This window comes from Streptomyces sp. M92 (assembly GCF_028473745.1).
GTDB lineage: Bacteria > Actinomycetota > Actinomycetes > Streptomycetales > Streptomycetaceae > Streptomyces.
The window spans coordinates 1,377,402-1,391,921 of record NZ_CP101137.1; the positions used below are offsets into that span (position 1 = coordinate 1,377,402).

12 protein-coding genes are annotated in these 14,520 nt (G+C 72.5%); 5 read left to right on the plus strand and 7 right to left on the minus strand.

Annotation, left to right across the window (positions count from 1 at the left end):
- Positions 1-24: 24 nt before the first annotated feature.
- The 7 genes from M6G08_RS06085 to mtnA form a co-directional block, all read right to left on the minus strand.
- Positions 25-783, minus strand: coding sequence for a response regulator (locus M6G08_RS06085; protein ID WP_272586166.1), 759 nt, complete (start codon positions 781-783; stop codon positions 25-27).
- A gap of 224 nt (positions 784-1,007) precedes the next feature.
- Positions 1,008-1,700: a ribosome hibernation-promoting factor, HPF/YfiA family gene (gene hpf, locus M6G08_RS06090; protein WP_272586167.1), complete on the minus strand. Its 693-nt coding sequence runs from the start codon at positions 1,698-1,700 to the stop codon at positions 1,008-1,010.
- A 314-nt stretch (positions 1,701-2,014) separates the two neighbouring features.
- Positions 2,015-2,869 (minus strand): ComF family protein, encoded by an 855-nt coding sequence (locus tag M6G08_RS06095; protein ID WP_272586168.1) that lies wholly within the window; start codon positions 2,867-2,869, stop codon positions 2,015-2,017.
- A 103-nt stretch (positions 2,870-2,972) separates the two neighbouring features.
- The gene (locus tag M6G08_RS06100; protein ID WP_272586169.1) at positions 2,973-4,811 is read right to left on the minus strand and encodes an LpqB family beta-propeller domain-containing protein; all 1,839 of its coding nucleotides are present in this window, start codon (positions 4,809-4,811) and stop codon (positions 2,973-2,975) included.
- Positions 4,801-6,864, minus strand: coding sequence for an MtrAB system histidine kinase MtrB (gene mtrB, locus M6G08_RS06105; RefSeq protein WP_272586170.1), 2,064 nt, complete (start codon positions 6,862-6,864; stop codon positions 4,801-4,803). Before mtrB ends, M6G08_RS06100 begins: the two co-directional genes overlap by 11 nt.
- A gap of 1 nt (position 6,865) precedes the next feature.
- On the minus strand, positions 6,866-7,555 hold the full coding sequence (mtrA, locus tag M6G08_RS06110; RefSeq protein ID WP_191862447.1) for a two-component system response regulator MtrA: 690 nt from the start codon (positions 7,553-7,555) through the stop codon (positions 6,866-6,868).
- 4 nt (positions 7,556-7,559) lie between these two features.
- Positions 7,560-8,702 (minus strand): S-methyl-5-thioribose-1-phosphate isomerase, encoded by a 1,143-nt coding sequence (gene mtnA, locus M6G08_RS06115; RefSeq protein ID WP_272586171.1) that lies wholly within the window; start codon positions 8,700-8,702, stop codon positions 7,560-7,562.
- Between the two features lie 140 nt (positions 8,703-8,842).
- On the opposite strand from mtnA, the gene M6G08_RS06120 reads away from it, so the two are divergent.
- The 5 genes from M6G08_RS06120 to M6G08_RS06140 are packed head-to-tail and all read left to right on the plus strand — an operon-like array spanning position 8,843 to position 14,498.
- On the plus strand, positions 8,843-10,195 hold the full coding sequence (locus M6G08_RS06120) for a DUF7847 domain-containing protein (protein WP_272586172.1): 1,353 nt from the start codon (positions 8,843-8,845) through the stop codon (positions 10,193-10,195).
- 4 nt (positions 10,196-10,199) lie between these two features.
- Positions 10,200-10,982 carry a DUF4129 domain-containing protein gene (locus tag M6G08_RS06125; RefSeq protein ID WP_443048745.1) on the plus strand — a complete coding sequence of 261 codons (783 nt, stop codon included), beginning with the start codon at positions 10,200-10,202 and terminating at the stop codon, positions 10,980-10,982.
- Positions 10,979-12,199: a DUF4350 domain-containing protein gene (locus M6G08_RS06130; protein ID WP_272586173.1), complete on the plus strand. Its 1,221-nt coding sequence runs from the start codon at positions 10,979-10,981 to the stop codon at positions 12,197-12,199. The genes M6G08_RS06125 and M6G08_RS06130 overlap by 4 nt, the downstream gene beginning before the upstream one ends.
- The gene (locus M6G08_RS06135; protein WP_272586174.1) at positions 12,199-13,188 is read left to right on the plus strand and encodes an AAA family ATPase; all 990 of its coding nucleotides are present in this window, start codon (positions 12,199-12,201) and stop codon (positions 13,186-13,188) included. The genes M6G08_RS06130 and M6G08_RS06135 overlap by 1 nt, the downstream gene beginning before the upstream one ends.
- Positions 13,188-14,498, plus strand: a complete 1,311-nt coding sequence (locus M6G08_RS06140) for a DUF58 domain-containing protein (protein WP_272586175.1) — start codon at positions 13,188-13,190, stop codon at positions 14,496-14,498. The genes M6G08_RS06135 and M6G08_RS06140 overlap by 1 nt, the downstream gene beginning before the upstream one ends.
- Positions 14,499-14,520: the final 22 nt, after the last annotated feature.

A 14,520-nucleotide genomic window follows, 5' to 3' on the forward strand; every position in this document is an offset into this window, starting at 1 on the left:
CGGCGACCGCCGCGGCCCCGGCCGTCAGCGGATCTCGAGGATCTTCTCGCGCATCGCGTAGACCACCGCCTCCATCCTGGAGTGCAGCTGCAGTTTCTCCAGGATGTTGCGCACGTGGTTCTTCACGGTGTTCTCGGAAATGAACAGTTCCTTGGCGATGTCCCGGTTGTTCATTCCCGTGGCGACGAGTTTGAGGACTTCGATCTCGCGGTCCGTGAGCCGCGGCGCGGGCACCAGCCGGCGTTCGTCGGTCCGCTGGATCATCGACTTGAACTCGGTGAGGAGTTTCGACGCCATGGACGGGCTGATCTGCGACTGCCCGTCGGCCACCGCGCGAATGGCGGTGGCCACCTCGTCCGTCGAGATCTCCTTGAGCAGGTAACCCGTCGCCCCCGCCTTGATCGCGTCGTAGAGGTCGGCCTCCTCGTCGCTGATCGTCAGCATGATGATCTTGGCGCTGGGGGCCACCTCCTTGATGGAGGTGCAGGCCTCGATCCCGCCGCGCTTGGGCATCCGCACGTCCATCAGGACGATGTCCGGCAGCAGGTCGGCGGCCTTCTCGACCGCCTCGGCGCCGTCACCGGCCTCCCCGACGACCTGGATGTCCTCCTCGGCCGCCAGGACGATCTCCAGGCCTCGGCGGAACAGGGCGTGGTCGTCCACGACCAGGACCCTGATCGGCTCCTCGCGCGCAGAGGCCGCGTCCGGGCCCATGCCGGCCGTCCGGTCGTCGATCACGTCGTCGACGCCCTCGCCCCGCATCGGTCCGAAAGTCTCCGCCATCGTTCCTCCCCCTGAAGGCCGCGGCCCGTGGTCCTGAGCCATCGCCAACCCAGGGCAACGCCCCACCGGTTGGGCCGTTGCCGCCATGATTCCATGCCCGGCCGACACCGGGGCGACCAGCGGGCCACGAAGGGGTCGCACACCCTCGCGCACCGTCGCACGCCGGTGCCCCTGGGGGCGCACACACGCTCCAGGGGCACCGGTTGTGCTGTCATCCGGCGTCGTCAGCCGCCCAGCGCGTCGCCCGCCTCGGGAGCGTGCGCCTGGGTGACCATCGTGTCCGTGGTGAGGTGGATCACGCCGTAGTCGTAGGCGTGCCGCCGGTAGACGACGCTGGGCTCCTTCGTGTCGGAGTCGACGAACAGGTAGAAGTCGTGCCCTACGAGTTCCATCTCGTAGAGCGCCTGGTCCAGGCTCATCGGTGCGGCCACGTGGGTCTTCTCGCGGACGACGAGCGGGCCGTCGCCCTGCACCTCGAGCGAGCCGATCTTCTTGGTGGGTACCGCGTCCTGCTGCTCCTCGGGGACGACCTCGCCGTGCCCGTTGAGCGTCGCCGCGCCGGGGACGTGGTCGGCGACCTCGGCGGCCGGGATCCGGCGCGCGCCGCGGCGCGAGAAGCGCTTGTCGTGCTGCTTGCGCAGCCGGGCGCCGAGCTTCTCCGCCGCCAGGTCGAGCGCCGCGTACGGGTCGCTCGCCGCCGCCTCCGCCCGGATGACCGGACCGCGGGAGCGGAGGGTGATCTCCACTCGGTCACAACGATCGGCCTGCCGGGGGTTCGGCTCCTTGGACACCTCGACGTCGAGGCTGATCACCTTGCCATCGAGCTTCTGGATCTTCTCCAGCTTCAGCTTCTCGGCCACGTGCTTCCGGAACCGCTCGGGCACCTCGGTCTTGCGGCCCTTGACGACGATGTCCACGCAGAACTCCGTTCCCGGATCGCTCCGCTTCGACGGCGGAGCATCTCCCTTTCGCACCAGGCCCCGGTCTGTCCCGGAACCTCGGACTCGGTGACGTCCACCTCCTCCCCCGTGGGCGGGATCTCCACTCCACCGGTGCGGGTGATGACGGTGAAAACCCGCAGCACGGCATTCGGATTCAAGAGGTGTGGCCTGCGGCTTTGCCTCACAACCGAACATATCTCGCCCGGACGGATGTCGTCACCCTCTACCGCGGGGTACCTCCGTTCCGGTGAATTGATCCTCTCATCACCTGCAACGACATAAGTTCTCAGTCAGTTCCGGTTTAATTCGAAAGAATCCGGCGAAGCCGCGACCACCGCCGCGCAGATCACTTCACCGATCACGCCACCGCCTCCGTTCGGACCCGCCATTCGGGGTCCGGCCTTCCGTTCCTCTCTGCCTTCCCCTGCCACCGCGGGATACACAGGCGATTTCGCCGTCCAGTACGTTCCCGGACCCGTCGTCCGCTCAGACACGCAGGGCCTCTTCTCCGCCGTCGCCGCGCGCAGGGCCCGCGCCGCCTCCGTCAGCGACGCCCCGGTAGTCATGAGGTCGTCGACCAGAACGACCGGCCCACCGCCGCACAGCAGCCTGCCGCCACCGGGGACCACTGCCAGCGCGCCGGCCAGGTTGTCGAGCCGCTCCCGGGCACCGAGGCCCGACTGGTCGGCCACGGCGTGCCGCTGCCGCAGCACGGCCAGCACCCGTGCCGGGGTCCCGGTCCGCCGCAGCTCCCCCGCGGCCGCCAGAGCGATCCGCCGCGCCGGATCGTGTCCGCGCGTGCGCACCGCCCGGCGGGCCGACGGCACGGGCACGAGCAGCACCGGCTCCCGCGCGCGTACGGCCGCCCGCACCGCCCCGGCCAGCGCCACGCCGAGCGGTGCCGTGAGCGCCAGCACGCCCCGCTCCTTGTGGGCCAGCAGAGCGGCCCGCACCTCGTCCGCGTACCGCGCGGCCGCGTGCACCACCGGCAGCCCTGGCGGCTCCGGCACCGGCCGCACCCGGCTCGGCGCGGCCCCGCTCAGCGCCGTACGGCAGCGAGGGCACAGCACCGACCGGGCCCTGCCGCAGCCTCCGCACTCGGCCGGCAGCACCAGGTCCGTGAGATCACGCCACCATTCCCGCACGGCCACCACTGTGCCAAGGCCCGCACATCCCCACCAGGCCTGTGGAAAACGAGGAAAACGAGGGGAAACGGCCTGTGGAAAACGGGGAGCCCCACGGCGGCCGTCACCCCGGATAGACCGGCGCCGTCCCCTCCGTCACCTTCTGCCACTGCAGCCCGGACGGCAGCCGCACGATCAGGTCCTCCGAGTACGCCACCAGCGGCAGCGTCTCGTCCTCGGTCGCGGCGATCTCCTTCACCCCGGTCAGCGCGGCGGGCACCGAGACCTCCGGTGTGGAGCCGTCGACCTGGACGTACCCGATCTGCTGAACGCCCCCGCGCTCGCGTCCGACCACCACGAGCCGGCTGTCACCGGCCCAGGACATGGCCGTGACCTCCTCCAGCTCGGGGGTCGCGGAGCGCAGCTCGTGGACGGTGACCGCGGACTGATCGCCCGCCTTCCCGTCCCGTTCGATCCGCCCGATGAGCAGCGAGCGCTTGCCGTCCTTCTCCACGATCAGCGCGATCCGCACACCGTCGGCCGCCACCCGCACGGCCTGGATCCGCCCGTCCAGGCCCGGGGTCCGCACCTCCAGCGGCTCGCCCGCGCCCTCCTTCAGCAGCAGCAAACGGGGGTCGCCCGGGTCGCGGTCGGCGATCCACAGGTCGCCCTGGGCGTCCCAGCTCGGCGCTGTCAGCCGGTCCTGCTCCGCCTTGCCCTTGCTGACGAGCACGGGCTCACCGAGCGAGCCGCCCGACACCAGGGAGCCGACGTACAGCGACTTGTTGTCGAGACCGACGGCGGCCGCGCTGTGCTCGTTGCGCGAGACCGCGACCGACCGCAGGGCCACCGTGCCCTCGCCCAGCGCCCCGGGGACGGGCTCGGCCCGCGTCCCCTTGCTGCCGGCGGCGATGCGTACCAGACGGTCCCGGTCGTCGACGAAGTACAGGTAGTCGGGCCGGTGGGCCGAACCGCGCATCGCGACCGTCTCCGCCCGGTCCTCGGTGAGCGAGCACAACTGCTCGCCACCCGCGCGCAGCTCGACCTCGTCCACCACCGGAGTGAGGCTCTGCACCGTGAACAGGAGCTGCGCCGCCATCTCGCCGCACTTGTCCCTGCCGACGCCGGCCGCCTTGTCGTTCAGCGGCACCGTCAGCCTGTTGTGGTCGTCGGGCGTCAGCGGGTCGGTGGTCTTCGCAAGCGCCGTACCCGTGGGAAAGCTCGACCTGACCACGGGCCCCAGCAGCCGCGTCGGCCCACTGAACAGGGACTCCACCACCTGGGTCATCGGGTCCACGAGCCGGCGCACGTACACGGGATCGGCGACCGCCGCCGGCTGCCGGCTGGTGCCGGCCCGCGTGGTGGGAGAGGTGTTCGAGGCGAAGTAGTACTTGTTGACGGACATATAGGTGCGCTGGAAGTCCGACTTGCCCATGATGACGCCCTGCGGCAGCACGTCGATGCGCCACTGCCGGTTCTTGCCGGCCCGGGTGAGGTGGACCGACTCCCGGTACTCCCCCTCCGCCGGCGTGTACGACTGCTGCGCGTCCACCGTGGCGACCCTGGTGCCGGTCAGGGTGACCGAGTAGTCGTTGGCCTCCTCCCGGTTCCCCGAGTGGTCGGTCTCCGTTCCCGGCCCGCCCGCCAGCACCGTCGTCGACCGCTGAGGCCGCCAGGTCCTGGCCGCCTCACCCGTCAGGTACTTGCGCGCCGTCTCGTACTGCGGGTCGTTGCTGGTCAGCGCCTCCAGGAAGCCCTGGACGATCTCCGTGGGCGGGGCGTCCTCCCGCGGCGGCATCGCGAACACCCGCACCTGGGGGTCCTGCCGCGGTGTGGAGTCCACCCCGCGCACGTCCCCGCTGTCGGGCATGGACGCACAACCGGCCAGCAGTACGACGCCGCAGACCGCGTACGTCACCGCGCGCGCCGGCCGTCGGCCGCTCCCCTCGCGGTCAGCGCCCACGAGTTGCCTCCCCTTGCCTGCTCGATTCCTCCGGCCCGGCGTCCGGGCGGCTCGCCGCCTCCGGCGCGGGCCCGTCGTCCTGTCTCCGGGCGCCCGACTGGGGCCGCGGCACCACGCGCGCGCCGTTGCCGGGCAGCGCCGTCGGGTCGGCGGTGGGTGCCGCCGTCGCCGACCGCGGCGGAATCGGTCCCCGCGCGGATGCCGAGGCCGTCTGACCGGCCGGCGTCTGCGCCGGAACGGTGGCCGCCTTCTCCGCGCTCCGCGACGCGGCGGCGTCGCCCAGCCCTCGGTTGCGCCGCGAGTCCGTCGGCTCCAGCGGTATCGGGGAGCCCCGCAGCGGCTCGTCCGCGGTCCTGGGCAGCGTCAGCCGGAACTGCGAGCCGCCGCCCGGCTCGCCCCAGGCCTGCAGCCAGCCGCCGTGCAACCGCGCGTCCTCCAGGGCGATCGACAGGCCGAGACCCGTGCCGCCGGTGGTACGCGCGCGTGCCGGGTCCGCCCGCCAGAAGCGGCTGAAGACCCGGGTGGCCTCTCCCGGCTTGAGTCCGACGCCGTAGTCACGCACCGCCACGGCGACGGCGCCGCCGGCCGCGGCGAGCTTGACGACCACGTCGTTGCCCTCGCCGTGCTCGACGGCGTTGACGACGAGGTTGCGCAGGACGCGTTCCACGCGGCGGGCGTCCGCCTCGGCGACGACGGGCTGCTGGTCGCCGATAACGCGTATCCGCGTGCCCTTGCGCTCCGCGAGCGGCTCGGCCCCGCTGACGACCCGCCGTACGACCTCGCGGAGGTCTGTCGCGTCGGCCTCCAGCGCCGCCGCCCCCGCGTCGAAGCGGCTGATCTCCAGCAGGTCCGCGAGCAGCGTCTCGAACCGGTCCAGCTGGTCGGCGAGGAGTTCCGCCGACCGCGCGGTCACCGGATCGAAGTCCACGCGCGCGTCATGGATGACGTCGGCCGCCATCCGCACGGTCGTCAGCGGCGTCCGCAGCTCGTGCGACACGTCGGAGACGAACCGCCGCTGCATCCGCGACAGGTCCTCCAGCTGGCTGATCTTCAGCTGCAGGTTCTGCGCCATCTTGTTGAAGGCCTCGCCGAGCCGCGCGATGTCGTCCTCGCCGGTGACCTTCATCCGCTCCTGCAGCCGCCCGGCGGACAGCCGCTCGGCGACGCCGGCCGCCATCCGTACGGGCGTGACGACCTGGCGCACCACGAGCCAGGCGATCGCCCCGAGCAGGACCACCACGAAGAGCCCGGCCGTCGCCAGGGTGCCCCTGACCAGACTGAGGGACTTCTCCTCCTGCGTGAACGGGAACAGGTAGTACAGCTGGTACGGCTCACCGTTCGGGTCGTTGACCTGCTTGCCGATGACCAGGCCGGGCTGGGAGGGCTGGTCGGAGTCGTAGACGATCCGGGTGTAGCTCTGCACCACCGCCGTGCTGCTGTCGATCCGCTCCCGGAGCTCCTCCGGCACACTGACCGACCAGTTGACCAACCCGGAGGCGCGCGGACCGCGCCCGCTGCCGCCTTCGCCGCCCATGGGCAGGGTGACCACGTCGAAGGCGCCCTGGCCGCCGCTGGAGAGCGACTTCACCAGCTCGCTCATCCACTGGATGACGTTCTGCGAGGGACGGGCGTCTCCGACGGACACGCCGTCGTCCCCGGTGGCGCCCGCGTCCTCCTCGGCCCGCTGCTTGGCCACCGCGAACCCGCCGGTGGCCTGGCTCTGGGACGCCTTCACCTTGGCTTCCAGCAGGCCGTTGCGGACCTGCCCGATCACGACGAAACCGAGCAGCAGCACCACGCCCAGCGACATCAGCAGGGTGGTGACGACGACCTTGAGCTGGATGTTGCGCCGCCACAGCCGCATGACGGGCAGCAGCGGCCGGCGCACCCAGCGCATGAACAGCCGGAGCACCGGGCTGCCCTGCACCCCGCCGTTCAGCAGGCCGCCCTCCAGCAGACGGTTCCAGCGGGACCTTGCGGGCGGGGGGCCGACAGGCCGTCCGGCGCGGGCCCCGGACCGGCCGGGCGCCGAAGCGGCACTGTCCTTGCTCATGTCAGCTCGGCCCGGCCTTGTAACCGACGCCACGGACGGTCACCACGATCTCCGGCTTCTCCGGGTCCTTCTCGACCTTGGAGCGCAGCCGCTGCACATGCACGTTGACCAGCCGGGTGTCGGCCGCGTGCCGGTAGCCCCAGACCTGCTCGAGGAGCACCTCCCGCGTGAACACCTGCCACGGCTTGCGGGCCAGCGCCACCAGCAGGTCGAACTCCAGCGGCGTCAGCGCGATCGACTGCCCGTCCCGCTTCACGGAGTGACCGGCCACGTCGATGACCAGGTCGCCTATCGCGAGCTGCTCCGGCGCCGGCTCCTCCGACCTCCGCAGGCGCGCCCGGATGCGGGCGACCAGCTCCTTCGGCTTGAACGGCTTCACGATGTAGTCGTCGGCGCCCGACTCCAGGCCCACCACGACGTCGACGGTGTCACTCTTCGCCGTCAGCATCACGATCGGCACACCCGACTCCGCCCTGATCAGGCGGCACACCTCGATGCCGTCCCGGCCGGGCAGCATCAGGTCGAGCAGCACCAGATCGGGCTTGGTCTCCCGGAAGGCGGCCAGCGCCTTGTCGCCGTCGGCTACGAACGATGGCTCAAAACCCTCACCACGCAGCACAATGCCGAGCATCTCGGCCAGTGCGGTGTCGTCGTCGACGACAAGGACTCGTCCCTTCATAAACGCCATCATCCCATTAGCTAATCGTGACCTGGCGTGACCTGGCACACAGCTCGGCGAGAGCCTCGGCGGTCACGGGCGAAACCGCGCCCTCCTCGGTGACGATCGCCGTCACCAGCTCGGGCGGAGTCACGTCGAACGCCGGGTTGTACGCCTGGGTCCCCAGGGGCGCCACCGGAATCCCGCCTCCCGCTCCCGTCACCGGCACCTGCGGTGCTGTGACCTCGGTCACTTCATATCCGGGGCGCTGTTCGACCTCGACGGACGCCCCGTCCGGCGTGTCCGGGTCCACCGTGGTGACCGGAGCCACCACGATGAACGGCACATGGTGGTACCGCGCGAGCACGGCGAGCGGATAGCTGCCCACCTTGTTCGCGACCGAACCGTCGGCCGCGATGCGGTCCGCACCGATCAATACCGCGTCCACCTCACCCGCCGCGAACAGCGAACCGGCCGCGTTGTCGGTGAGCAAGGTGTACGGCATGTCGTTGCGCGCCGCCTCGTAAGCCGTCAGGCGAGCACCTTGCAGCAACGGACGCGTTTCGTCCACCCACAGACGCCTGAGCCGCCCCGCCCGGTGCGCGGCGAGCGCCACCGCGAAGGCCGTGCCCTCACCTCCCGACACCAGCGCCCCGGTGTTGCAGTGGGTGAGGACCCGATGCCCGCCCCCGGGCAGCAGCTCGTCCAGCAGCGCCAGCCCGTGCGCGGCCATCCGCACGCTGGCCTCGGCGTCCTCCCGGTGCAGTGCCCGCGCGGCGGCCAGTGCAGCCGCGGCGGCCTGACCGGCGTCCCCGGTCCTGGCGAGCGCCTCCTGATGGGCGGCCCGGGCCCGGCGTACGCCGACGGAGAGGTTCACCGCCGTCGGGCGGGCCCCCGCGAGCGCGTCCGCGGCCTCCGCCACGTCGAAGCCCCGGACGGCGGCGAGCGCGACGCCGTAGGCGCCCGCGATGCCGAGCACCGGAGCCCCGCGCACGGCGAGCGAACGGATGGCCTCCACGAGCGCGGGCGCGTCCGTGCAGACCAACTCCACCTCCTCGGCCGGCAGCCTGGTCTGGTCCAGCAGGACCAGCACCGGGCCCTCGGGAGGCTCCTCCCAGCGCAGTGCCGGAATCCCCGTCGGCCGCTTGTCCTCGCCGCTTCGCGCGTCCTGATCAGCCATGCGGTCAGTCTGCCCCCTGTCCGGCGGACAATTGAAGGTGCGCGCCCCGTACCGCGCCCGGTCCGCACCGGAGCACCCCATGGCACGATGGCTGCCAACCTGCCGCCGCGACCGCGGACGGGCACCGTTAAGGAGCGACGATGAACGACACTCCGGGCTGGGCCTCGCCCGGATCCGCCCCGTCCGACGGGCGGGAGCCCGGCGCGTCCGGCCCCGCCGAGCCCGCCGACCGTCCCGGCGGTCCCGACCGGCCCGCGCAGCCCGCGGACCAGCCGGGCACGGAGCCGACGGGGCCCGGCGGGAAGTGGTCCAAGGAGCAGCCGCCCGCGGGCCAGTGGTCCGCCCCCTCCGGCCCCGGGCAGGCCCCGCCCCCTCCCCCGCCCAACGCGGGCTGGGGCACCCCGCCTCCTGGCGGCCCCGGTGGCTACGGGGGTCACGGCGGCGGCTACGGAGGTTACGGCCCTCCCGGTGGCTACGGCGGCTGGGGAGGCGGGTGGGGCGGTCCCCCGCCCGCGGCCAAGCCCGGTGTGATCCCGCTCCGTCCGCTGGGCGTCGGCGAGATCCTCGACGGCGCCGTCTCCACCATGCGCACCTACTGGCGCACGGTCCTCGGCATCTCGCTGACCGTCGCGGTGTTCACGGAGATCATCGTCGTGCTGCTCCAGGGTCTCGTCCTGGACGACGTCGGCTCGGAGGCCCTCAACGACCCCGACGCCACGCTGAGCGAGCTCGGCGACGCCATGGCCGACACCACGATCAACTCGGGCGTCATCTTCCTGATCTCCCTGATCGGCACGGTCCTGGCCACCGCCCTGCTGACGACCGTCACCAGCCGCGCCGTTCTCGGCCGGAAGGTGACCATAGGCGAGGCCTGGCGGGACGCCCGCCCGCAGGTACTGAGACTGTTCGGCCTGATCGTCCTGCTCCTGCTGATCGTCGCCGGCATCGTCACGGCCGGCATGGCACCGGGCCTCGTGATCGCGGCCACGGGCGCCGGCGGGGCCGGCCTGGCCCTGACCATCCTGGGCTTCCTGGCGAGCGGCATCGTCGCGGTGTGGCTCATGGTCCGCTTCTCGCTGGCCTCCCCGGCGCTGATGCTGGAGAAGCAGGGCATCAAGAAGGCCATGAGCCGTTCCACGAAGCTGGTGCGCGGCTCCTGGTGGCGGGTCTTCGGCATCCAGCTGCTCGCGACGATCATCGCGAACGTCGTCGCGTCGATCATCGTGATCCCGTTCGCCTTCCTGGCCGCGGCCCTCAGCGGTGACGGCATCGGCGGCTTCATCGAAGGCACCGGGAATCTCGGCTGGACCTTCCTCATCGTCAGCGGGATCGGCTCCGTGATCGGCTCGATGATCACCTTCCCCATCACCGCGGGCGTCGCCGTACTCCTCTACATCGACCAGCGCATCCGCCGCGAGGCCCTCGACCTCGACCTGGCCCGCGCCGCCGGAACCCAGGGTCCCGGCGCTCCCGGCGCCAACCCGGGGAGCTGATGCGGTGAGCCGGGCGGGGGGAGTTCTCACAGAGGTGCTGTCACGCACCGCCGCACGGTCGGTGTCGCACGCCGGCGACCGCCCCGTGCTGTCGCTGCCACACTCCGGCGACGAACCTCCGGTGACCATCCCGCGCGACCCCGCGCGGGAGGCAGCCCGGCGGGAGCTGTCCAAGCGGATGTACCACGAGAACGACCCCAGCTGGTTCCAGCAGGCCCTGAACGCCTTCTGGGACTGGATCGACGAGCTGTTCAGCAGCGCGTCCTCCGCCACCCCGGGAGGAGCGCTCGGCCTCGTCGTCGTCATCGTGGCCGTCGTGACCCTGCTCGGCGCCCTCTGGTGGCGGCTGGGCACCCCCCGCCGCCAGCCGGTCTCCGCCCCCGCCCTGTTCGACGACCGCCCCCGCAGCGCCGCCGACCACCGGGCCGCAGCCGACGCGCACGCCGCCCAGGGCCACTGGAACCAGGCCGTCCAGGAACGCATGCGGGCCGTCGTCCGCGCCCTGGAGGAACGCGCCCTCCTCGACGCCCGCCCCGGCCGTACCGCCGACGAAGCCGCCCGCGAGGCGGGCCGCGCCCTGCCCGACCACGGCGAGCGGCTGCGCGCCGCCGCCCGGGACTTCGACGACGTCACGTACGGCGGACGCCCCGGCACCGAGCAGTCGTACCAGCGGCTCACCGAACTCGACCGCGACCTGGAACGCAGCAAGCCGCAACTGGCGACCAGCACGGCCGGCGGGACGGCCGACGCCGCGGAGCGCGACACCCGCCCGGGAGCCGCCGAATGACCACCGAGGCCACGCTCCCCACCACCTCGGCCTCGCCCAGCGCCCGCCAGGTGTGGACCCGCGCCCGGGGCATCACCCTCGCGCTCGTCGTCCTGCTCGCCGGCGCCGTCGCGATCGCCGTCGTCCGCTCCGACGCCCGGCACGGCCAGCTCGACCCGCGCTCCGCCGACCCCTACGGCAGCCGGGCCGTCGCCGAACTCCTCGCCGACCGGGGCGTGTCCACCCGTGTGGTCACCACCCTGGACGACGCCCGCGCCGCCGCGGGCCCCGACACCACCCTCCTGGTCGCCGTCCCCGACCTCCTCTCCGAACGCCAGCAGACACAGCTGCACTCCGCCACCGAAGGGTCCGGTGGCCGCACCCTCCTCGTGGCTCCCGGCGGCCCCGCCGTCGAACGCCTCGCCCCCGGCGTCACCGCCGACCCCGCGCTCAGCTTCGACTCGACGCTGGCCCCCGCCTGCGACCTGCCCGCCGCCCGCCGCGCGGGCTCCGCCGACACGGGCGGCCTCCGCTACAGCAGCAGCCACATCGAGGCCGACGCCTGCTACCCCAGCCGACGCCTGGCCACCCTGCTCCGCATCCCCGACGCAGCCGGTGAACCGGCCCGGGAGGGCACCCCCGGCGACACCGTCGTCCTCGGCGCCCCCGACATCCTCTACAACAACCACCTCGACGAGCACGGCAACGCCTCGCTCGCCCTGCAACTCCTCGGCTCCCGCGAACACCTGGTCTGGTACCTCCCCTCGGTCTCCGACACCACGGCACCGGACGACGAACGCAGCTTCTTCGACCTGCTCCCCTCCGGTTGGCTCTGGGGCACTCTGCAACTCTTCATCGCCGCGGCCCTCGCGGCCCTCTGGCGGGCGCGCCGGCTCGGCCCCCTGGTGCCCGAGAAACTCCCCGTGGCGGTCCGCGCCTCCGAAACCGCCGAAGGCCGCGCCCGCCTCTACCGCAAGGCCAACGCCCGCGACCGCGCGGCCACCGCTCTTCGCTCCGCCACCCGCACCCGCCTCGCCCCCCTCGTAGGCACCCCCGTCGCCCAGGCACACACGCCCGAGGCTCTGCTCCCCGCCCTGTCCGCCCACCTCCGCGGCGAACACGGCGACGGACAGACCCTGCACTCCCTCCTCTTCGGCCCGCCGCCCGGCGACGACGCGGCCCTCATCGCCCTCGCCGACCAACTCGACGCCCTCGAAAGAGAGGTACGCCGTCCATGATGGACCCGACCACTGACAACGCCGGGCAGACCGGGGACGCGGGCAACGCCCGTGCCGCCCTGGAGGCCCTGCGCGCCGAGATCGCCAAGGCCGTGGTCGGCCAGGACGCCGCCGTCACCGGCCTCGTCGTAGCGCTCCTGTGCCGCGGCCACGTCCTCCTCGAAGGCGTCCCCGGCGTCGCCAAGACCCTCCTCGTCCGCGCCCTGGCCGCCGCTACGGAACTCGACACCAAACGCGTCCAGTTCACCCCGGACCTCATGCCGAGCGACGTGACCGGCTCCCTGGTCTACGATGCCCGCACCGCCGAGTTCTCCTTCCAGCCCGGCCCGGTCTTCACCAACCTCCTCCTCGCCGACGAGATCAACCGCACGCCCCCCAAGACCCAGTCGTCCCTCCTCGAAGCGATGGAGGAACGCCAGGTCACCGTCGACGGCACCCCTCGCCTCCTCCCGGAGCCCTTCCTGGTCGCGGCGACCCAGAACCCGGTCGAGTACGAGGGCACCTACCCCCTCCCGGAAGCCCAGCTGGACCGCTTCCTCCTCAAGCTCACCGTCCCCCTCCCCTCCCGCCAGGACGAGATCGACGTCCTCACCCGCCACGCCTCCGGCTTCAACCCGCGCGACCTGCACGCCGCCGGCGTACGCCCCGTCGCGAACGCCACCGACCTGGAGGCAGCCCGCGCGGAGGTCGCCAAGACATCCGTCTCCCCGGAGATCACGGCCTACGTCGTCGACGTCTGCCGCGCCACCCGCGAGTCGCCGTCCCTCACCCTCGGCGTCTCCCCGCGCGGAGCCACGGCACTGCTCTCGACGGCACGCGCGTGGGCATGGCTCACGGGCCGCGACTACGTCACCCCGGACGACGTGAAGGCCCTGGCCCTCCCCACGCTCCGCCACCGTGTCCAGCTCCGCCCCGAGGCTGAGATGGAGGGCGTGACCACGGACTCCGTGATCAACGCGATCCTCGCCCACGTCCCCGTCCCCCGCTGATGGCGCTCACCGGACGCGCCGCGCTCCTCGCGGCCCTGGGCTCGCTCCCCGTCGGCATCTGGGACCCGAGCTGGACCGGCATCCTCGCCGTCAACGGTCCGCTCGCCGTAGCCTGCGCCTGCGACTTCGCCCTGGCCGCCCCCGTGCGACGCCTGCTTCTGACCCGATCCGGCGACACCTCGACGCGCCTGGGCGACACCGCCGACGTCACCCTCACGCTCACCAACCCGTCCAACCGACCGCTCCGTGCCCACCTCCGAGACGCCTGGCCGCCCAGCAGCTGGCAGCGGGGCACGGAGACGGCGGCCTCCCGCCATCACCTGACGGTGCCCGCCGGTGAGCGCCGACGCGTCACCACCCGCCTGCGCCCCACCCGCCGGGGCGACCGTCAGGCCGACCGGGTCACCATCCGCTCCTTCGGCCCCCTCGGCCTCTTCACTCGACAGGGCACCCACCGGGTCCCCTGGACGGTGCGTGTCCTTCCCCCCTTCACCAGCCGCAAGCACCTCCCCTCCAAGCTCTCCCGTCTCCGGGAACTCGACGGCCGCACCAGCGTGCTCACGCGTGGAGAGGGGACGGAGTTCGACAGCCTGCGCGAGTACGTCCCCGGAGACGACACCCGTTCCATCGACTGGCGCGCCACGGCCCGCCAGTCCGCCGTCGCGGTACGCACCTGGCGCCCCGAACGTGACCGGCACATCCTGCTCGTCCTCGACACCGGCCGCACTTCTGCCGGCCGTGTCGGCGACGCCCCGCGCCTCGACGCGTCCATGGACGCCGCTCTGCTCCTGGCCGCCCTGGCCTCCCGCGCCGGCGACCGCGTCGACCTCCTCGCGTACGACCGTCGTGTACGGGCCCTCGTCCAGGGCCGCACGGCGGGCGACGTACTCCCTTCCCTGGTCAACACGATGGCGACCCTGGAACCGGAGCTCGTGGAGACCGACGCACGCGGCCTCACCGCCACCGCACTGCGGTCCGCCCCCCGCCGCTCCCTGATCGTCCTTCTGACCACACTCGACGCGGCCCCGATCGAAGAGGGCCTGCTCCCCGTCCTGCCACAACTCACCCAGCGCCACACCGTCCTCGTAGCGTCGGTGGCCGATCCGTACATCTCCCGGATGGCCAAGGCCCGTGGGACCACGGACGCCGTCTATGAAGCAGCGGCGGCGGCGCAGGCTCAGGCAGAGCGGGACCGCACCGCAGAGCAGCTCCACCGGCACGGAGTCTCGGTCGTCGACGCGGTCCCTGACGAGCTGGCCCCGGCTCTGGCCGACGCCTATCTGGAACTCAAGGCGGCAGGACGCCTGTAAACGGCGAAAGGCGGGGCTCTCC